The organism is Cupriavidus basilensis (genome assembly GCF_029335485.1).
Classification (GTDB): Bacteria; Pseudomonadota; Gammaproteobacteria; order Burkholderiales; family Burkholderiaceae; genus Cupriavidus; species Cupriavidus basilensis_E.
Map to the genome: position 1 here is coordinate 1 of NZ_JARJLM010000607.1, position 18,551 is coordinate 18,551.

The following is an 18,551-nucleotide window of genomic DNA, read 5'->3' on the forward strand; positions in this document are numbered from 1 at the left end:
GTTGGGTACGGTGCTGGCCAAGCGCTGGCGAGCGCCAGTCTCGCCACTGGTGCTGACCGCCTGGCAGCTCACCGCCGGCGCGTTGTTCCTGCTGCCCTTCGCGCTGGCCTTCGAAACCCTGCCCGCGCGCCTGACGCTGCCCAATCTGCTCGGCTACGCATGGCTGTGCGTGGCCGGCGCCGGCGTGAGCTATGCGTTCTGGTTTCGCGGCATCGGCCGCCTGCCGACCGCGGCGGTGTCCGCGCTCGGCCTGCTGAGCCCCGTCAGCGCCACCGTGCTGGGCTTCCTGGTACTCGGCCAGACCCTGAGCGCGGCGCAGACGGCAGGCGCGCTGCTGGTGCTGGCAAGCGTGTGGCTGGGCCAGCGAGCGCCAAGGGTGGTGGCGCCGGAAAATCCAGTGCCGGCGCACGGGCCGGAAGCGCCTGGCGCGGCGCTTGCGCCGTTGCCGCGGCAACAGGGGTGAACGATCTGCCGTTTTTGCGGCATCATGGCGGGCATGACGTCCGCCGTACCTCCCCCCGCCGCCACGCAGCCCGCTTGCGACCATTGCCTGGCGCTCGCGGCCGATTCCCGCCGGCGCGAGCCGCATGAGCGCCTGGCGCTCAAGCACACCGCGCCGCTGGTGAGCCAGAGCGCCGCCGGCGTGCCGTTCAGCATGCTCACCTTCACCTGCCGCGAGTGCGGCACCGTGTGGCGGCTCTACGACCGCGCCAACGAACTGTTCGTCTCGTGGGTGCCCGACCGCCCGTTGCCCAGGGGTGGCCGGCCACGCGGGGAGGCGCCTGCGATCGGATAAAATAGCCTTCGCATTCCGCATGCGGGCCTGCGCCGGGTCCCGGGCCGCCAAACGGCGCCGGCGCGGCCAGACCCGTCTCCAACCGTCGTCTCGCCGTTCCCCCGCCATGTCCGTTTCCCATCGAATTCCCTTGCTGGCCGTTGCCTCCGCGTTTGCCGCGGCGCTGGCGAGCCCGTTTGCCGCCGCCGCGGATGCCGCCGGCGCGTACCCCGCCCACCCGATTCGCCTGATCGTGGCCTATCCCACCGGCGGCATCAGCGATACCGTGGCGCGCGCGCTCGGCGAGCGGCTGTCGGCCCAGATGGGCGCATCGGTGGTGGTGGAGAACAAGGCTGGCGCGGGCGGCAGCATCGGTATCGATGCCGTGGCCAAGGCCGCGCCGGACGGCTACACCCTGGGCTTTGCCTCGACCAGCCCGCTCACGCTCAACCCGCACGTCGGCCACGTCAACTACGATCCGCAGCGCGATATCGCGCCGGTGATGAGCGTGATGTACTCGCCGGTGCTGGTGATCGCGACCGCGAGCTTCGGCGGCAAGTCGTTCCAGGACCTGCTGGTCCAGGCCAAGGCCAGGCCGGGCACGGTGCGCTGGGCCACGTCGGGCCTGGGCACGGTCGGCCATGTCATGCTGGAGCAGATCCGCTCGAAGGCGAAGGCCGACCTGACGCTGATTCCCTACAAGGGCGCCGGGCAGCAGATGAACGACGCCCTCGGCGGCCAGTTCGAGGTAATGAGCACCAATGCCAGCCCCATGCTGAGCCAGCACATGCAGGCGGGCCGGCTGCGCCCGCTCGCGGTGGGCGCGCCCAGGCGCCTCGAGTCGCTGCCCAACGTGCCGACCGTTGCCGAACTGGGCTATCCCAAGGCCAACCTGACTTCCACCTTCGGCATCTTCGCGCCGGCCCGCACGCCGCCGGCCATCGTCGCCAGGCTCAATGCCGAACTGAACAAGGCCCTGCTGGAGCCCGAAGTGCGCGAGCGCCTGCTCAAGGGCGGCGAAGTCCCCACCGGCGGCACCGCCGCGCAGTTTGCCGCGGCCATCCGCACCGAGTACGACGACAACGCCCGCATCGTCAAGGAAGCCGGCATCAAGGCCGACTGAGCGACCGCTCCCGTTCCATTGCCGCCGGGATGGCCGCCGCTCAGGGCTGTCCGACCAGGTCCAGGCGGCAGCCGGTGGCGTACACCGCCGACAGGCGCACGCCATTGCGCGGCGCCAGCGCCAGCTTGGTGCGCACGCGCGAGAGATGGCTGTCCACGGTGCGCGAGTCCGGCGGCACCGCGCGCCGCCAGACATGTTCCACGATGGTCTGGCGCAGCAACAGCTGGCCGGCATGGCGGAACAGCAGGATCGCCAGCTCGAATTCCTTCGGCGCCAGCTTGACCTGGCGCTCGTTCACATAGGCGCGCCGCTCGGTAAGCGCAAAGCGGTAGGCGCCGAGCCTGAGGTCGCTGCAAGCCTTTTCCACCGGCGCTATGCGCCGCAGCAGCGCCTTGACCCGCGCGGCCAGCTCCGCGCGGCGCACGGGCGCGGTCACGAAGGCGTTCGCGCCAAGGGCAAAGCAACGTGCGATGTGATCGTCTTCGCCGTGCTGGCTGAGCAGCATCACCGGAAACTCGTCACCGAGCGTGCGGCGTACCCACTGCAGGACGCCCCGCGCCGGAATGCCGGGAATCTCCCAGGTCATCAGCAGCAGATCGTAGGATTCATGGCGCAATGCCTGCATCAGGCTGCCGCCTTCACGGAAACGCACCGAGGGCAGGCCGCCGAGGCTGAGCGCCTGCTCCAGCACGAGGGCGCGGGCGGGATCGTCCTCCAATACTGCGATTCGCATGATGTCTCTCCTCGCGCGCGGAGATCTGCGCGCCGGTCTCGTGGTTTGGCCGCCGCGTGGCGCATGGCCGCGCATGGTGGCAGGCGGAGGGGGCGAAGCGAAGCATCGCGCGAAAACGCGAAAACGCGAAAACGCGAAACGGATCGCGCCCACGGCAAGGCCGCTAACGCCCGGCAATGCGGGAGCCATCTTAGCGTCGCGGCGCGCGAGGCGGACGTGAAAAGGCCGTTGCCGCCACAGATTGAGAGAACTCTCACGCGAGACGGCTCTCTCGCGGTTTTTAATGGCAAGTCACCCCGCATCGTCGGGCCAGCCCCTGGCGCAAGCCGCGCCAATCACCGCGAGACCGGCAGGCGTCCAAGCCGTTCCGGCCAAATTGCATGGGAATGAAAATCGCATCTCTCGAGGACGAGCCTGCCGAGGCCGCCCTGATCCGCCAGATACTCAACGATGCCGGACACGCCTGCGTGACCTTCGAGCGCAGCCGGCAGTTGCTGCTGCATCTGCGCGAGGATAGCTTCGACCTGTTGCTGCTCGACTGGCAGATGCCGGACCTCTCCGGCAGGGAGGTGCTGACCTGGGTGCGCGCCAACCTGGACCGGCGCGTGCCGGTGATGTTCCTGACCTGCCGCATGGCCGAGGAAGACATTGTCGACGGCCTCGCCGCCGGCGCCGATGACTACATGCTCAAGCCGGTCAGGCGCGGCGAGTTGCTGGCACGCACGCAATCGCTGCTGCGGCGCGCCTATCCGGATCCAGCCGGCGCTTGCGCGCATGTCACGCTGGCCGACTACGTGTTCGACTGCGCGGCGCGCACGGTGGCCCATCGCGCCCAGCCGCTCAGGCTGACCCCGAAGGAGTTCGACCTGGCCGTGCTGCTGTTCCGCAACGAGGGGCGCATCGTGTCGCGCGACCATATCGTCGCGGCGGTGTGGGGGCGCGAGATCTCGCCGCTGTCGCGCACCATCGATACCCATATGTCGCGCGTGCGCAGCAAGCTGGCCCTGCATCCCGGGCACGGCCTGCGGCTGCTGCCCGTGTACACGCACGGGTACCGGCTCGAACTCACGGACGGTGCGCGGTGAGGGCGTGGCTGTGCCGTGAAATCGCGCGGGCCGGGGCGGGCCTGGGCGCGGCCGCGCGGTGGCTCGAGCACGTGGCCGGCACTCTTGGCACGGACGCTGGCGAACGCAAGGGCCGCGCAGACGGGTGCGGCGTGGCTATCGGTCCAGGCGCCGATGCCGGCAACGTCCCCGCCGCGGACCTTGCCGCCCACGGGTGCGAGGCACTGGCATCCTGCCAGGCCATCCGGCGCGCCTTGTCGCACGACTTGCGCGCCCCGCAGAGCGCGATCCTGGCGCTGGCCGAGCTGCACCTGGCCGAGCCGTCGCGCCTTGGCCCCGAGGCATTCGTGGCGCAACTGGCGGGTTACGCGCGGGCGTCGCTTCGCCTCACCGACGATGTCGCGCGGCTGGTGCGCGAGTTCGGTCACGCTTACCGCATGGAGGTGCTGGAGTTGACCGCATTGCTGCGCGAGGCCGCCGGCACGCCGTGGGAGCCGGAGGACGCCGGCGACGCTGCGCCCTGGCCGGAACTAGACCTGGCGGGGCGCAAGGTCTGGATGCGCGGCGATACCGCCATGCTGTCCGAAGCCTTGCGCGTGCTGACGGCGCAGGCCAGGGCCGCAGCCCGCGGCGGCACGCCGATGCAGGTGCGCCAGCGGATCGACGGGCGTGCCTGCCGCGTGTCGATCGTCTTTGCGCGGGGCACCGGGGCGGCGCCCGGGCACGGTGCCGGGCCGTCCATGCAGTACTGCCGCCGCGTGGTGCTGCGCCACGGCGGCGCGCTGGATCTCGAGGCCAGGGCCGCCGCGGACGAGCGCGTTGCCTGGCATCTCCTGTTGCCGGTGCTGCCCTGAAAAAAACAAAAAAGCACCCGAAGGTGCTTTCCTGTCATCCGATCAGCCTCCCGCGAGCGGGAGGCAAGCCGGCATGGGCTATCAGAAAATGTGGCGAATACCGACTGCCGCACCGGTCTGATTGTTCTTGCCAGGCAGTTCCGTGTTCACGCCGCCGGTCACCTTGTTGTAGTCCACGGTGCCGTAGACCTGGGTGCGCTTGGACAGCGAGTACTCGGCCAGCAGCACGCCGGTGTAGCGGTTGCCGGCGTTGTTGGCGATGCCATTCTTGTTCTGGATGTGGTCGCCGTAGAACACACCGGTCAGGGCCAGGGCCGGGGTCAGCTGATAGGTCAGGCCGACGTAGCCCAGGGCATCCTTGCGGGGGTTGTTGACGGCGTTGCCACCTGCCGGAACCGGGTTGCCAGCGACATTCATGAAGCCGGCGTCGATCACGCCGGTGCGGTCCTTGCCACCGACGTAACCAGCGAACAGCTTGGCCGGGCCGATGGAGTACTTACCAGCCGCGCCCCACATTTGCTGCTTGTTGCCGAAGGTGTCGCGGATTTCCTGGTATACGCCGCCGAAGCCGAACGGGCCGACCGAGTAGGCTGCGCGCACGCCGAAGTACGGCTTGCCGGTCGAGCTGGCCTTCGTGAAGCTGCCCGGCTGCTCGCCGAAGCCATAGCTGGCACCGACGTCCATGCCGCCGAACTTGCCGCCGTAGCTGATGACGTTGTTGGCGCGGAACTGGGTCAGGAAGAACGGCCAGGCGTTGGCCTGGTAGTTGCCGATGGTCAGCGGATCGTAGTCGCCGAAGAAGTTGAAGCCCTCGGTGTACTGGCGGCCCAGCTTGACGGTGCCGAAATCGCCGGCCAGGCCGACATAGGCTTGACGATTGAACAGCACGCCGCTCGAATTCATCGAGCCGTTGTCGATGCTATAGCCGTTTTCCAGCTGGAAGATCGCCTTCAGGTTGTTGCCGAGGGCTTCGCTGCCCTTCAGGCCCCAGCGGCTCTGGGTCACGGCGCCGTCAGTCATCTGGAACTGACCGTTGTTGGCTTGGTTGGAGTTGCTGGTGTAACGGATGCTGACGTCAGCAATGCCGTACAGGGTCACGGACGACTGGGCGTATGCGCTGCCGGCCAGCAGCGTGCCAATCGCGAGGGTAAGGGCTGATTTCTTCATAGTGCTCCTTTTCTGTTCTGTTCTGTGTTGTCCGCGGCCGGATCGCGGTGGCGGACGAGTTTACGTTTTGTGTAAACGCCGCGAAAATTTAACAAAACAGAAAAGATTTAGACACTAATGCACACCGTTGGCCGGCCCTAAGCAGACATTTGGTGCAAAAGCGTTGCGACGCCGCGACAAAGCCATGGATTGGTGCATTGCGGGATGGCGCTGGCGCTACTCCGATACCCCACGGCTGTAGGGACGCGGGATTGCCGCCCGGGAGCGATCCCGCGCGCCGCCCGCGGAGGCAGGCGGGGCGGGCGTTCCGCATGCATGGCGCGGTGGCCGGACCGCGGGCCCGGCGCTGTTCAGCGCTGTGTTCAGCCCTGTGGGATCTCGATCTTGACCTCGAGCACTTCCAGGTTGTCCTGGCGCTCCAGGCTGACGCGCAGGTCCTGGTCGCTGATCTTCACGTATTTCGAGATGACCGCCACCAGCTCGCGCTGCAGGGCGGGAAGGTAATCGGCCGGCGCGGAATGGCCGCTGCGTTCATGGGCGAGGATGATCTGCAGCCGCTCCTTGGCAACCGAGGCGGACTTCTTCTTCTCGCCGAGCAGGAAGGACAGAATCGACATGAGTATTGACCCTCCTTACTTGTTGCCGAAGATGCGGGAGAGCAGCCCCGGCTTCTGGTAATCCGTGAAGCGCATCGGCTTTTCCTTGCCCAGGAAGCGGTCGACCACGTCGCCATAGGCGTCCGCTACGTCGGAGCCTTCCAGGTGGATGGCCGGCGTGCCCTGGTTGGAGGCGTGCAGCACGGCTTCGGATTCCGGCACCACGCCGATCAGCTTGATGCGCAGGATTTCCTGGATGTCGGTCAGCGACAGCATTTCCCCGCCATGCACCCGCTTGGGGTTGTAGCGGGTGATCAGCAGATGTTCCTTGATCGGCTCGCCGCCTTCCGCGGCACGCTTGGTCTTGGACGACAGGATGCCGAGGATGCGGTCCGAGTCGCGCACCGAGGACACCTCGGGATTGGTCACGACCAGGGCCTCGTCGGCGAAATACATGGCCAGCAGGGCGCCGGACTCAATGCCCGCCGGCGAGTCGCAGACGATGAACTCAAAGCCCATCTCGATCAGGCCATGGATGACCTTTTCCACGCCTTCCTTGGTAAGCGCGTCCTTGTCGCGGGTTTGCGAGGCCGGCAGGATGAACAGGTTCTCGCACTTCTTGTCCTTGATCAGGGCCTGGTTCAGGTTGGCCTCGCCCTGCACCACGTTGACCAGGTCATACACCACGCGGCGCTCGCAACCCATGATCAGGTCTAGGTTGCGCAGGCCGACGTCGAAGTCGATCACGGCAGTCTTGTGGCCACGCAAGGCCAGGCCGGCGGAAAAGCTGGCGCTGGTGGTGGTTTTGCCTACGCCTCCCTTGCCGGAGGTCACAACGATGATTTTTGCCATGGCTCTTGGGTCCAGTATTGATTGAAGCTTGCGCTGCTGTGGTTCGGGGCTCTGCGGCGGGATTTACTTCATCCGGAGCGGTTCGAGTATCAGTTTCTCCCCGGACAGCCGCACCTGGGCCGACTTGCCCAGCACGTCGGCGGGCAGGGGCAGTTCGGCGGTGCGGTAGATGCCGGCGATGGAGAGCAGTTCGGGTTCCAGGCAGGTGCAGAAGATGCGTGCCTGCGCGTTGCCCTTGACCCCCGCCAGCGCACGGCCGCGCAGCGGGGCATAAATATGGATGTTGCCTTCGGCGATCACCTCGGCGCCGTAGCTGACCAGGTCGAGGATCACCACGTCGCCGGCGGCGTAGATCTGCTGGCCGGAGCGCAGCGGCTTGTCGATCAGCATGGTGGGCACGCTGCGCGAGGCGGCTTCGGCGATCGCAGCGTCAGCCGCGGCCTGCGCTTCGGCGGCCTTGGCTTCGGCCGCCTGCACGGCGGCAGCCAGCACCTCGGCCGCCTGCGCTTCGGCCGCGGCCGGGTCGGCGGCGGGTTCGGCCTGCAGCGGCTCGTCGCGGCCGCCGCGCCGGCCCTGGCTATCCAGCAGGGGCAGGCCGAACGACTCGGCCCAGCCGCGCTGCGCCTCGCGGGCCACCACGCCGATGGCGCGGGCCTTGAGCTGGGCCAGGGTCTCGATCACCATGTCGAGGGCGACCTTGCCGTCGCCTTCCAGCCGGCGCAGGTCCAGCGCGACTACATCGTTGGAGAAGAAATCGGGGGTCGATTCGAAACGGGACAGAAGATCGTCCCGCAGCGCTGCGATGTCGGCAGTCTTGAGAGCGAGGAGGAGGGCGTCGACATTGCCACTGCGCAGCTCGAAGCGTGGCGATTTCTTCTGGGACATAGTCGGTGACCGTGGAAATGGGACATTCTAACGTCGTCTGGGTGCAGAACTGTAACAAATGGCGCGCCAGCGCAGACCAGTGCCGGATGCGGCGCGCCGGAAGGACGTTTCGGGGGCTTCGGCGCGGCGTTGCCGGACTCGCGCGCAGGTTGCGGCACTCCCGGCCGCCGGTACCCCGCCGCTCTTGTTACGATTGCGCCATCTGAACCACGGAGTGCCCATGGGTGCGATCGTCAATAGTGTGGCTTACCGGGCTGGCAGGCGGCTGGGGGATGTGGCGCTGGACGGGATCAGCGAGGCCATCGCCGTGCCCGGCACCTTTGTCTGGCTGGGGCTGCACGAACCGGACCTGCCGCTGCTGCGCAAGGTGCAGCAGGAGTTCGGCCTGCACGACCTGGCGGTGGAGGATGCGCTCGACGCCCACCAGCGCCCCAAGCTGGAAACCTACGGAGACTCCATCTTTATCGTGCTCAACACCGCGCAACTGGTGGGTGACGAGGTGGTGGTCGGCGAGACCCACCTGTTCGTGGGCCCGAATTATGTGGTGTCGGTCCGCCACGGCGCCAGCAGCAGCTATGCGCCGGTGCGCGAGCGCTGCGAAAGCGATCCGCGCGCGCTTGCCAATGGCCCTGGCTATGTGCTCTATGCGCTGATGGATTTCGTGGTCGATCACTACATGCCCATCGTGACCCGGCTCGAGGATGCCTTCGAGCAGCTCGAGCAGGGCATCTTCCGCGACGAGTTCGACCGCGCCGCGATCGAGCGCCTGTACCACATCAAGCGCCAGGTGCTGCGCCTGCGCAATGCGGTCTATCCGATCGAGGAAATCTGCGGGCAACTGATCCGGCTGCACGAGGAACTGGTGCCCAAGGAGCTGCGCGCGTATTTCCGCGATATCGAGGACCATGCCAGCCGCCTGGTGCGCACCCTCGATGTGGTGCGCGAGATGCTGACCACCGCGGTGCAGGTCAACCTGGCGCTGGTCACCGTGGGCCAGAACGAGGTGGTCAAGCGGCTCGCTGGCTGGGGCGCCATCCTGGCCGTTCCCACGGTGGTCTTCAGCCTGTACGGGATGAATTTCACCTTTATGCCCGAGCTGGCGTTTCACTACGCCTATCCGACCGTGATCGGCGTGACCGTGGTGGCGTGCGGCGGCCTCTGGCGCAAGCTGCACAAATCCGGCTGGATCTGAGCCGGCACGCTTTTCCTTGTCTTTCCCGGTCTCTACCCTCGTGCCTCCGCCCTGCGGTGCGGGGTGCGGGGTGCGGGGTGCGGCGATGCCGGGCGACCGGCGGCTCGCGTCCTGTGCCCCGTGTGACGCAGCCGGCGGCGAGCCGGCTCCGGAACCCCGCAAGGCAGGACGCTTGCGGGGGTTTTTCCTGCGGGCGGCGCACTCGCCACGGTGCGCAGCGGGTGGCCGGTCAGGTCCGGCCGCCGTTTTTACACGTTTTTTATATTTTCTTTACACCCCCGCCACCCCTCTCTACCCCGTTTTTACCGCGCCATCCCTAATCTGCCATCTGTGAATCACTCACGGTGTGTTGCCATGGACGGGATCTATCTCATCGGTTTGTTGTTGTTCGGTGCGCTGACGGGCGCATTGCTGGCCCTGTGCGCCGCCCTGGGGGGCAAGCCGCCTGGCGCGGCCGACGGCACGGGCGCGGACGCCGCCGGCGCGCGCGGCAAGGACAGTGCCACCGACAGGAGGCTGTGATGGACTGGGCTGACCTGCTGGGCGGCGTACTCGCCGTCGCTGTCTTTATCTACCTCCTGATCGCCCTGTTCCGGCCGGAGAAATTCTGATGTCAAGCGAATTCCTGGGACTACTGGTCCTTTACCTCGCCATCCTGCTGGCGATCGCGCCCTTCCTGGGGCGCTATATCCGCCGCGCGATGGAGGACGACCGCTATCTTGCGACGGCCTGGGGCCGGCCGCTGGAACGCGTGCTGTACCGCGTGGGCGGGGTGCGCGCCGGTGCCGAGATGGGCTGGAAGCAATACGCCATCGCGGTGATCGCCTTCAATATGCTGGGCGTGGTCGCCGTGTACGCGCTGCAGCGCCTGCAGGGATGGCTGCCGCTCAACCCGCAAGGCTTCGGCGCGGTGTCGCCGGACTCGGCGTTCAATACCGCTATCAGCTTTGTCGCCAATACCAACTGGCAGGGCTATGCGGGCGAGTCCACCATGAGCTATCTCACGCAGATGCTGGCGCTGACGGTGCAGAACTTCGTCTCGGCGGCCACCGGCATCGCCGTGGTGTTCGCGCTGATCCGCGGCTTTGCGCGCCAGAGCTCGGCCACCATCGGCAACTTCTGGGTCGACATGACGCGCAGCACGCTCTACGTGCTGCTGCCGATCGCCGCCGCCATCGCGCTTGCGCTGGTCAGCCAGGGCGTGATCCAGAATTTCGACAGCTATAAGGATGTCTCGCTGGTGACGCCGGTCGAGTACAGCCAGCCCAAGGTGGACGCCGCCGGCCAGCCGGTGCTCGACGCCAGGGGCGCGCCCGTTACCGAGGCCGTGAAGACCGACAGGCAGACCCTGGCCATGGGGCCGGTGGCTTCGCAGGAAGCCATCAAGATGCTCGGCACCAATGGCGGCGGCTTCTTCAACGCCAACTCGGCCCATCCTTTCGAGAACCCGACCGAGCTTGCCAACCTGATCGAGATGCTGGCCATCTTCCTGATCCCGGCGGCCTTGTGCTTCACCTTCGGCGAGATGGTCAAGGACCGCCGCCAGGGCGTGGCGATCCTGGCTTCGATGACGGTGATCTTCGTCGTGATGGCCTGCGTGGCGGCGGCGTCCGAGCAGCAGGCCAACGCTGCGCTGTCCGGCTTGCCGGTCGACCACGTGGCCAGCGCGCTGCAGGCCGGCGGCAACATGGAGGGCAAGGAAACGCGCTTCGGCATCGCCGCCACCACGCTGTTCGCCACCATCACCACGGCGGCCTCGTGCGGCGGGGTCAACGCCATGCACGACTCCTTCACCGCCATCGGCGGCCTGGTGCCGATGCTGCTGATGCAACTGGGCGAAGTGGTGTTCGGCGGCGTTGGCTCGGGCCTGTACGGCATGCTGGTGTACGCGGTGCTGGCGGTCTTCATCGCCGGCCTGATGATCGGCCGCACGCCGGAGTACCTGGGCAAGAAGATCGAGACCTACGAGATGAAGATGACCGCCGTGGCGATCCTCGTCACGCCCCTGCTGGTGCTCCTGGGCACGGCGGTGGCGGTGATGGTGGAGCCCGGCCGTGCCGGCGTGTTCAACCCCGGCACGCACGGCTTCTCGGAAATCCTCTACGCGTTCTCGTCGGCGGCCAACAACAACGGCAGCGCCTTCGGCGGCTTGTCGGCGAACACGCCCTTCTACAACGTGATGCTGGCCGCGGCGATGTGGTTCGGCCGCTTCTGGATCATCGTGCCGATCCTGGCCATGGCGGGCTCGCTGGCGGCCAAGCGCCGGCTGCCGGTGACCGGCGGCACCATGCCCACGCACGGCCCGCTGTTCGTGGTCCTGCTGGTGGGCTCGGTGCTGATGGTGGGCGCGCTTACCTATATCCCGGCGCTGGCGCTGGGTCCGGTGGCGGAGCAGTTGCAGGGCGCCGCGGTGACGGCGGCAGGCAAGTAGCAGAGAGACCGCCGCCCGGCGATATGGGCGGCAGCAAGGCAGGGAAGGAACGGGGGCTGGCGCCCGCACAGCCGGCGCCAGTCCCCGGAACGCATACCAGCGTATTGCGGAGAAACGCATGCAACAAGAATCCACGGTGGCGCGCAGCAAGAACGGCGGCGCGGCATCGGCAAACTCGACGCCGGCAACCAGTGCGGTCGCGCCGGTCCATACCGCCCACGGGACCCACAAGACTGGGGGCCATCATCGCCCGCCGCGTGGCGGCATGTTCGCGCCCGAACTGGTCAAGCCGGCCCTGCTCGACTCGGTGAAAAAGCTGTCGCCGCGCGACCAGCTGCGCAACCCGGTGATGTTCGTCGTCTACGTGGGCAGCATCCTGACCACCATCCTGTTCTTCCGCGCGCTGTTCGCACCCGCCACGGCGGGCGGCGAGAGCGCGGGCTTCATCCTCGCCGTTTCGGTGTGGCTGTGGTTCACCGTGCTGTTCGCCAACTTCGCCGAAGCGCTGGCCGAAGGACGCAGCAAGCAGCAAGCCGAGGCGCTGCGCGGGCTCAAGACCACCGTCACCGCCAAGCTGGTCAGGGAAGGGCGGCGCGATTACCGCGCCGCCGGCGCCACCGAAGCGCGCGGCGCGGCCGCGCTGCGCCGCGGCGACGTGGTGCTGGTGGAGGCGGGCGACATGGTCCCCGGCGACGGCGAAGTGATCGAAGGCGTGGCCTCGGTGGACGAGAGCGCCATCACCGGCGAATCCGCCCCGGTGATCCGCGAGTCCGGCGGCGACTTCTCCTCGGTGACCGGCGGCACGCGCGTGCTGTCGGACTGGATCGTGGTGCGCATCACCACCAATCCGGGCGAGAGCTTCATCGACCGCATGATCACCATGGTCGAGGGCGCCAAGCGCCAGAAGACGCCCAACGAACTGGCGCTGACCATCCTGCTGGTGGGCCTGACCATCGTGCTGCTGCTGGCCACCGCCACGCTGCAGCCGTTCTCGGTGTATAGCGTGCTGGTCGCAAAGGCCGGCATGCCGGTCACCATCACCGTGCTGATCGCGCTGCTGGTGTGCCTGATCCCGACCACCATCGGCGGCCTGCTGTCGGCCATCGGCGTGGCCGGCATGAGCCGCATGATGGAAGCCAACGTGATCGCCACCTCGGGCCGCGCGGTCGAAGCCGCCGGCGACGTGGACGTGCTGCTGCTGGACAAGACCGGCACCATCACCCACGGCAACCGCCAGGCCTCGCGCTTTATCGCCGCGCCCGGTGTCTCGGCCCAGCAATTGGCCGAAGCCGCCTGGCTGTCGTCGCTGGCCGACGAAACGCCGGAAGGCCGCAGCATCGTCACGCTGGCGCGCCAGCAGACCGGCGCCGCCACGCCGGACATCAGCGCGCTGCGCCCGATCTTCGTGCCGTTCACCGCGCAGACCCGCATGAGCGGCGTGGATGCCGGCGGCCGCAGCGTGCGCAAGGGCGCCGCCGACGCGGTGCGCAAGTACGTGACGGAGCGCGCCGGCAAATTCCCCGACGCTGTGATGCTGGCGGTGGACGATGTCGCCCGCGCCGGCAGCACGCCGCTGGTGGTGGCCGAGTCCAGCACCGAAGGCGGCACCGAGAGCGTGCGCGTGCTTGGCGTGGTCGAGTTGAAGGACATCGTCAAGGCCGGCATCCGCGAGCGCTTTGGCGAACTGCGCAAGATGGGCATCAAGACCGTGATGATCACCGGCGACAACCGCCTCACCGCGGCCTCGATCGCGGCCGAAGCCGGCGTCGACGACTTTCTCGCCGAAGCCACGCCCGAAGCCAAGCTCAAGCTGATCCGCTCCTACCAGGGCGAAGGCCGCCTGGTGGCAATGACCGGCGACGGCACCAACGATGCGCCCGCGCTGGCCCAGGCCGACGTCGCGGTGGCGATGAACAGCGGCACCCAGGCGGCCAAGGAAGCCGGCAATATGGTGGACCTGGACAGCAATCCGACCAAGCTGATCGAGATCGTCGAGATCGGCAAGCAGATGCTGATGACGCGCGGCTCGCTGACCACCTTCAGCGTGGCCAACGACGTGGCCAAGTACTTCGCCATCATCCCGGCGGCTTTTGCCACCACCTATCCGCAGCTCAACCAGCTCAATGTGATGGGCCTGGCCACGCCGGCCTCGGCCATCCTGTCGGCGGTGATCTTCAACGCGCTGATCATCGTGGTGCTGATCCCGCTGGCGCTGCGCGGCGTGGCGTACCGGCCGCTCGGGGCGGCCATATTGCTGCGGCGCAACCTGCTGGTCTATGGCCTGGGCGGCATCCTGATCCCCTTTGTCGGCATCAAGCTGATCGACATGATCCTGGCGATGCTCGGCTGGGTCTGAGCCGCGCCGGCACCGCAGCTACAACGTAAAACGGAGTCATCATGAATATGCAAGTCCAACCCGCGCCAGCCCGCCAGCCCGACACGCTCGTCCAGGGCGGCCTGCTGCGCCCGATGCTGACGGTGTTCGTCGTGTTGTCGGCCATCACCGGCCTGCTGTACCCCGGCGTGATCACCGGCATCTCGCGCGCGGTGTTCCCGTTCGAGGCGGCCGGCTCGCTGATCGTCAAGGATGGCAAGGCCATCGGCTCGGAGCTGATCGGCCAGCCCTTCTCGGATCCCAGGTACTTCTGGGGCCGCTTGTCGGCGACTTCGCCCATGCCTTACAACGCGGCGGCATCGTCGGGCTCCAACCTGGGCCCGAGCAACCCTGCGCTGACCGATGCCGCGCGTGCGCGCATCGAGGCCCTGCGCGCTGCCGATCCGGGCAACCAGGCGGCGGTGCCGGTGGATCTCGTCACCGCCTCCGGCAGCGGCCTCGACCCGCATATCAGCCCCGCCGCCGCGCAATACCAGGCGGCACGCGTGGCGCGCCTGCGCGGCCTGCCGCTGGAGCGCGTGCAGGCGCTGGTGGCGGCCAATACCGATGCGCCGCTGCTGGCGGTGATGGGCGATCCGGTGGTCAATGTGCTGAAACTGAACCTGGCACTGGATGGCGAGAAGCAGTGAAGGGGGCGGTTGGGAGTGGCCGCAGGGTATTGGTTTGCACGCCCCCGGTTTGCTCCCCTCTCCCGCTTGTGGGAGAGGAAGTGACAACCGTCGGGCACTTCGGGCGGTTTTGGCGCATGCAGGCAGCCGTGGCACAATCGTTCACATCCCCTCCTCTCCCGGGCGATGAGACTCACCATGCCTGACACCGCCACGCGCGCCGACCCCGACCGCCCCGATCCGGATGCCCTGCTGCAGCGCATGCAGGCGGAGGGCGAGCGCGCCGCGCGCGGCAAGCTGCGGGTGTATTTCGGCGCCTCCGCGGGCGTCGGCAAGACCTTCGCCATGCTTGCCGCGGCGCGCTCGCTGCGGGAACAGGGCAGCGACGTGGTGATCGGCGTGGTGGAAACGCATGGCCGCGCCGAGACCGAGGCACTGATCGAGGGCCTGGAGCGGTTGCCGATGAAGGCCGTGCCGCACCAGAAGCGCGAAGACCACATGCTGCAGGAATTCGACCTGGACGGCGCGCTGGCGCGGCGCCCGGCGTTGATCCTGGTCGACGAACTGGCGCATTCCAACGCGCCCGGCAGCCGCCACCCGAAACGCTGGCAGGACATCCAGGAACTGCTTTCGGCGGGCATCGACGTGTGGACCACCGTCAATGTCCAGCACCTGGACAGCCTCAACGAGGCGGTGGGCGGCATTACCGGCATCCGCGTGTGGGAAACCGTGCCCGACACGGTGTTCGACAATGCCGACGAAGTCATCCTGGTGGACCTGCCCGCCGACGAATTGCTGCGGCGCCTGCGGGACGGCAAGGTCTACCTGCCCGAGCAGGCGCGTACCGCGGCCACCAATTTCTTCCGCAAAGGCAACCTGATCGCGCTGCGCGAGCTGGCATTGCGCCGCACCGCCGACCGCGTCGACGAGGACGTGCGCGCTTACCGCCACGCCGAATCGATCCGCCCCGTGTGGCGCACGCGCGAGGCGGTGCTGGCCTGCATCAGCACGGGCGACGATGCCGGGCAGGTGGTCAAGAGCGCGCGCCGGCTGGCCGGCCAGCTCGATTGCGACTGGCATGTGGTCACCGTGGCCACGCCGCGCCTGACGCCGCTCAGCGCGCAGGCGCGCGCGAGCGTGCAGGGCGCGATGCGGCTGGCCGAGGAACTCGGCGCGCGCACCGAGACCCTGGCCGGCAGCGATATCGTGCAGGCGGTGACCGGCTATGTGCGGCGGCACAACCTGACCAAGGTGGTGGTGGGGCGGGCGCCCGCCGACTGGCCGCGCGGCGGCGGCAGCCTGCTGGCGCGCGCGCGCGCGCTGCTGGCGCTCGGGCTGTCGCCGTTTCTCGGCGCGCGCGCCTGGCTGTTCGGCCGGCATAGCTTTGCCGACGCGCTGGCGTTGGGCTGCCCGGAAATCGATGTGATCCGCGTGGCCGCCGATGCCATGCGCGGGGACACGCGCGGCCGCGCGCAGCCGGCCACGGGCCGCGCCGACGTGCGCGAGGACCACGGCGACGACAACCACGACGACGGCAGCGTGACGGCGCACCGCGTCGACTACCTGTGGGCCGGGGTGTGGTGCGCGGGCGCCAGCCTGCTGTCGGCGCTGACGCGGCCCTGGTTCGACCTGGTGAATATCGCCATGCTGTTCCTGGCGGCGGTGGTGGGCGTTGCGCTGCGCCACGGGCGCGGTCCCGCCGCGCTGGCCTCGGTGCTGTCGGTGGCGGCCTTCGACTTCTTCTTCGTGCCGCCGCGCATGTCCTTCGCTGTGAGCGACGTGCAGTACCTGGTGACCTTCGTGGTGCTGCTGACCGTCGGGCTGGTGATCGGCCAGCTTACCGCGGGGCTGCGCGAGCAGGCCCAGGTTTCTGTCGAGCGCGAGACCGATGCGCGCACGCTCTATGAACTGGCGCGCGAACTGTCCGCCGCGCTGATGCCCGAGCAGATCGTTTCCATCAGCAGCCGCTTCCTGCACGCCGCGCTGGGCGCGCGCTCCGCGTTTTTCCTGGTCTCGGCCAAAGGCCGGCTGATGCCGCCGGTGATCGATGCCGCGCAGCGCGGCAGCGACGCCATCGACCCGGTGCTGGCGCAATGGGTGTTCGACCACGGCCAGCCCGCCGGTACCGGTACCCACACGCTGCCGGGCAGCACCGTGCTGTATCTGCCGCTCAAGGCGCCGATGCAGACGCGCGGCGTGCTGGCGGTGGAGCCGCAGGAATGGCGCGCCTTCGCGCGGCCCGAGCGGCGCCGGCAGATCGATGTGTTCGCCACGCTGATCGCGATCGCCATCGAGCGGCTGCACTATGTCGAGGTCGCGCAGCAGGCGCTGGTCTCGATGGAATCGGAGCGGCTGCGCAGCTCGCTGCTGGCCGCCGTCTCGCACGACCTGCGCACGCCGCTCACCAGCCTGATCGGCATGGCCGAGACCATGCAGCGCACGGAGCCGCCGCTGCCGCCGTCGCTGGCCGAGACCGTGGATGCCATGCGCGAGCAGGCGCTGCGCATGCGCACCATGGTGGTCAACCTGCTCGACATGGCCCGCCTGCAAAGCCGCGACGTGCGCATGCAGAGGGAGTGGCAGTCGCTCGAGGAACTGGTGGGCGCGGCGCTGGCCGGCATGCGCGATGCGTTGTCGCGGCACCGGGTTTCGGTGGCGGACCTGTCGGCGCTGCCGCTGGTCGAGTGCGACGCGGTGCTGATGGAGCGGGTGCTGTGCAACCTGCTGGAGAACGCAGTCAAGTACACCCCGCCCGGCACCGACATCCGCCTTTCCGGCGAGGTGGTTGGCGACGAGATGCGGCTGTCGGTGGAAGACGACGGGCCCGGCGTGCCGCGCGGGCAGGAGTTGTCGATCTTCCAGAAATTCACGCGCGGCGAGCGCGAGTCGGCGACCGCGGGCGTGGGCCTGGGGCTGGCCGTGTGCGAAGCCATCGTGCAGGCGCACGGCGGGCGTATCTGGGTGGAGAGTGGCCGTGGCGCGGGCGGGGCGGGCGGTGGCGCGCGCTTTATCGTTGCGCTGCCGCGCGGCACCCCCCCGCTGATCGAGCCGGAGCCGCCCGAGCCCGTGGCGGCCGCGCAGGCCGGCGGGCAAGCCGGCATCGAGGCCAATATCAATGCCGTTGTGCACGCTGCCGGTCCCGACGCACGCATCGGGATCGAGCGGCAGGACGGCACGCCTGGCGGCGGTGCCGGCCCCCAGGCAGACAAGGAGTCCAACTGAGATGGCATTCGAATTTTCGCCGACGGTACTGGTGGTCGAGGATGAGCCGCATATCCGGCGCTTTGTGCGCGAGGCGCTGCAGGCGGAGGGCTGCATCGTGCATGAGGCCGAGACGCTCAAGCGCGGCCTGATCGATGCCGGCACACGCCAGCCCGACGTGGTGATCCTCGATCTCGGCCTGCCCGATGGCGACGGCATGACGCTGATCCGCGAGATGCGCACCTGGACCGAAGTCCCGGTGCTGGTGCTGTCCGCGCGCGCCGGCGAGGACGACAAGATCGCCGCGCTGGACGCGGGCGCCGACGACTACCTGACCAAGCCCTTCGGCGTGGGCGAGCTGATCGCCCGCGTGCGCGTGCTGCTGCGCCGGCACGCCAAGACCAACCCGCAAGGCACGCCGCAGATCGCGTTCGGCGAGGTGCAGATCGACCTGGCCAACCGGGTGGTCACGCGCGCCGGACAGGATGTGCATCTCACGCCGATCGAGTACCGCCTGCTGGCCGTGCTGATCGCGCATCGCGGCAAGGTCATGACGCATCGCGAGCTGCTGCGCGAGGTGTGGGGGCCCGCGCATTCGGAGAGCAGCCATTACCTGCGCGTCTATATGGGGCACCTGCGGCACAAGCTGGAAGCCGATCCCGCGCAGCCCTCGCA

Annotated in this window: 18 protein-coding genes; 13 read left to right on the forward strand and 5 right to left on the reverse strand. The window is 68.3% G+C overall.

Annotated features, from left to right (window positions below):
- The 3 genes from P3W85_RS37415 to P3W85_RS37425 all read left to right on the forward strand — a co-directional run.
- Positions 1-463 (forward strand): DMT family transporter (locus P3W85_RS37415; protein ID WP_276268499.1); only part of this gene is annotated, 463 nt, incomplete at its 5' end.
- Between the two features lie 24 nt (positions 464-487).
- Entirely contained in the window at positions 488-796 is a 309-nt protein-coding gene (locus tag P3W85_RS37420) for a hypothetical protein (protein ID WP_276268500.1), read from the forward strand.
- A 106-nt stretch (positions 797-902) separates the two neighbouring features.
- Positions 903-1,898, forward strand: a complete 996-nt coding sequence (locus P3W85_RS37425; protein WP_276268501.1) for a Bug family tripartite tricarboxylate transporter substrate binding protein — start codon at positions 903-905, stop codon at positions 1,896-1,898.
- 40 nt (positions 1,899-1,938) lie between these two features.
- Here P3W85_RS37425 and P3W85_RS37430 read toward each other — a convergent pair whose 3' ends face one another.
- Positions 1,939-2,631, reverse strand: a complete 693-nt coding sequence (locus tag P3W85_RS37430) for a response regulator transcription factor (protein WP_017224655.1) — start codon at positions 2,629-2,631, stop codon at positions 1,939-1,941.
- A gap of 386 nt (positions 2,632-3,017) precedes the next feature.
- On the opposite strand from P3W85_RS37430, the gene P3W85_RS37435 reads away from it, so the two are divergent.
- Both P3W85_RS37435 and P3W85_RS37440 read left to right on the forward strand, forming a co-directional pair.
- Complete coding sequence (locus P3W85_RS37435; RefSeq protein ID WP_017224656.1) at positions 3,018-3,716, forward strand: response regulator transcription factor; 699 nt, start codon at positions 3,018-3,020, stop codon at positions 3,714-3,716.
- 131 nt (positions 3,717-3,847) lie between these two features.
- Entirely contained in the window at positions 3,848-4,549 is a 702-nt protein-coding gene (locus tag P3W85_RS37440) for a hypothetical protein (protein ID WP_276268503.1), read from the forward strand.
- A gap of 81 nt (positions 4,550-4,630) precedes the next feature.
- On the opposite strand, the gene P3W85_RS37445 is transcribed toward P3W85_RS37440, so the two are convergent.
- From P3W85_RS37445 to minC, 4 genes are all read right to left on the reverse strand, one after another.
- The gene (locus P3W85_RS37445) at positions 4,631-5,716 is read right to left on the reverse strand and encodes a porin (RefSeq protein ID WP_017225993.1); all 1,086 of its coding nucleotides are present in this window, start codon (positions 5,714-5,716) and stop codon (positions 4,631-4,633) included.
- Between the two features lie 362 nt (positions 5,717-6,078).
- On the reverse strand, positions 6,079-6,333 hold the full coding sequence (minE, locus tag P3W85_RS37450; protein WP_017225994.1) for a cell division topological specificity factor MinE: 255 nt from the start codon (positions 6,331-6,333) through the stop codon (positions 6,079-6,081).
- 15 nt (positions 6,334-6,348) lie between these two features.
- The gene (minD, locus tag P3W85_RS37455; protein WP_017225995.1) at positions 6,349-7,164 is read right to left on the reverse strand and encodes a septum site-determining protein MinD; all 816 of its coding nucleotides are present in this window, start codon (positions 7,162-7,164) and stop codon (positions 6,349-6,351) included.
- Positions 7,165-7,227: 63 nt separating this feature from the next.
- Positions 7,228-8,049, reverse strand: a complete 822-nt coding sequence (gene minC, locus P3W85_RS37460; protein ID WP_276268504.1) for a septum site-determining protein MinC — start codon at positions 8,047-8,049, stop codon at positions 7,228-7,230.
- Positions 8,050-8,269: 220 nt separating this feature from the next.
- On the opposite strand from minC, the gene P3W85_RS37465 reads away from it, so the two are divergent.
- From P3W85_RS37465 to kdpE, 8 genes are all read left to right on the forward strand, one after another.
- Complete coding sequence (locus P3W85_RS37465; protein WP_017225852.1) at positions 8,270-9,241, forward strand: magnesium and cobalt transport protein CorA; 972 nt, start codon at positions 8,270-8,272, stop codon at positions 9,239-9,241.
- Between the two features lie 354 nt (positions 9,242-9,595).
- Positions 9,596-9,763: a hypothetical protein gene (locus tag P3W85_RS37470; RefSeq protein WP_276268505.1), complete on the forward strand. Its 168-nt coding sequence runs from the start codon at positions 9,596-9,598 to the stop codon at positions 9,761-9,763.
- Positions 9,763-9,852 (forward strand): K(+)-transporting ATPase subunit F, encoded by a 90-nt coding sequence (gene kdpF / locus P3W85_RS37475; protein WP_006164365.1) that lies wholly within the window; start codon positions 9,763-9,765, stop codon positions 9,850-9,852. The genes P3W85_RS37470 and kdpF overlap by 1 nt, the downstream gene beginning before the upstream one ends.
- A complete protein-coding gene (gene kdpA, locus P3W85_RS37480; protein WP_276268506.1) occupies positions 9,852-11,672 on the forward strand; it encodes a potassium-transporting ATPase subunit KdpA in 1,821 nt (606 codons plus the stop codon). Before kdpF ends, kdpA begins: the two co-directional genes overlap by 1 nt.
- 265 nt (positions 11,673-11,937) lie before the next feature.
- Positions 11,938-14,028, forward strand: a complete 2,091-nt coding sequence (kdpB, locus tag P3W85_RS37485; protein ID WP_276268510.1) for a potassium-transporting ATPase subunit KdpB — start codon at positions 11,938-11,940, stop codon at positions 14,026-14,028.
- A gap of 41 nt (positions 14,029-14,069) precedes the next feature.
- Positions 14,070-14,696 (forward strand): potassium-transporting ATPase subunit KdpC, encoded by a 627-nt coding sequence (gene kdpC / locus P3W85_RS37490; RefSeq protein ID WP_276268507.1) that lies wholly within the window; start codon positions 14,070-14,072, stop codon positions 14,694-14,696.
- A gap of 177 nt (positions 14,697-14,873) precedes the next feature.
- Entirely contained in the window at positions 14,874-17,897 is a 3,024-nt protein-coding gene (locus P3W85_RS37495; RefSeq protein ID WP_276268508.1) for a sensor histidine kinase, read from the forward strand.
- Position 17,898: 1 nt separating this feature from the next.
- Positions 17,899-18,551: two-component system response regulator KdpE (gene kdpE, locus P3W85_RS37500; protein WP_276268509.1), on the forward strand; the 653-nt coding region annotated here is incomplete at its 3' end.

What these genes read in the sequence shown, in the direction of transcription:
- minD (WP_017225995.1), bottom strand. Translation starts at nt 7,164, where the DNA reads ATGGCAAAAATCATCGTTGTGACCTCCGGCAAGGGAGGCGTAGGCAAA.
- P3W85_RS37425 (WP_276268501.1), top strand. Translation starts at nt 903, where the DNA reads ATGTCCGTTTCCCATCGAATTCCCTTGCTGGCCGTTGCCTCCGCGTTT.
- P3W85_RS37445 (WP_017225993.1), bottom strand. Translation starts at nt 5,716, where the DNA reads ATGAAGAAATCAGCCCTTACCCTCGCGATTGGCACGCTGCTGGCCGGC.
- P3W85_RS37470 (WP_276268505.1), top strand. Translation starts at nt 9,596, where the DNA reads ATGGACGGGATCTATCTCATCGGTTTGTTGTTGTTCGGTGCGCTGACG.
- P3W85_RS37435 (WP_017224656.1), top strand. Translation starts at nt 3,018, where the DNA reads ATGAAAATCGCATCTCTCGAGGACGAGCCTGCCGAGGCCGCCCTGATC.
- P3W85_RS37465 (WP_017225852.1), top strand. Translation starts at nt 8,270, where the DNA reads ATGGGTGCGATCGTCAATAGTGTGGCTTACCGGGCTGGCAGGCGGCTG.
- kdpA (WP_276268506.1), top strand. Translation starts at nt 9,852, where the DNA reads ATGTCAAGCGAATTCCTGGGACTACTGGTCCTTTACCTCGCCATCCTG.
- kdpF (WP_006164365.1), top strand. Translation starts at nt 9,763, where the DNA reads ATGGACTGGGCTGACCTGCTGGGCGGCGTACTCGCCGTCGCTGTCTTT.
- kdpB (WP_276268510.1), top strand. Translation starts at nt 11,938, where the DNA reads ATGTTCGCGCCCGAACTGGTCAAGCCGGCCCTGCTCGACTCGGTGAAA.
- P3W85_RS37495 (WP_276268508.1), top strand. Translation starts at nt 14,874, where the DNA reads ATGCCTGACACCGCCACGCGCGCCGACCCCGACCGCCCCGATCCGGAT.
- kdpC (WP_276268507.1), top strand. Translation starts at nt 14,070, where the DNA reads ATGAATATGCAAGTCCAACCCGCGCCAGCCCGCCAGCCCGACACGCTC.
- minE (WP_017225994.1), bottom strand. Translation starts at nt 6,333, where the DNA reads ATGTCGATTCTGTCCTTCCTGCTCGGCGAGAAGAAGAAGTCCGCCTCG.
- P3W85_RS37430 (WP_017224655.1), bottom strand. Translation starts at nt 2,631, where the DNA reads ATGCGAATCGCAGTATTGGAGGACGATCCCGCCCGCGCCCTCGTGCTG.
- P3W85_RS37420 (WP_276268500.1), top strand. Translation starts at nt 488, where the DNA reads ATGGCGGGCATGACGTCCGCCGTACCTCCCCCCGCCGCCACGCAGCCC.
- minC (WP_276268504.1), bottom strand. Translation starts at nt 8,049, where the DNA reads ATGTCCCAGAAGAAATCGCCACGCTTCGAGCTGCGCAGTGGCAATGTC.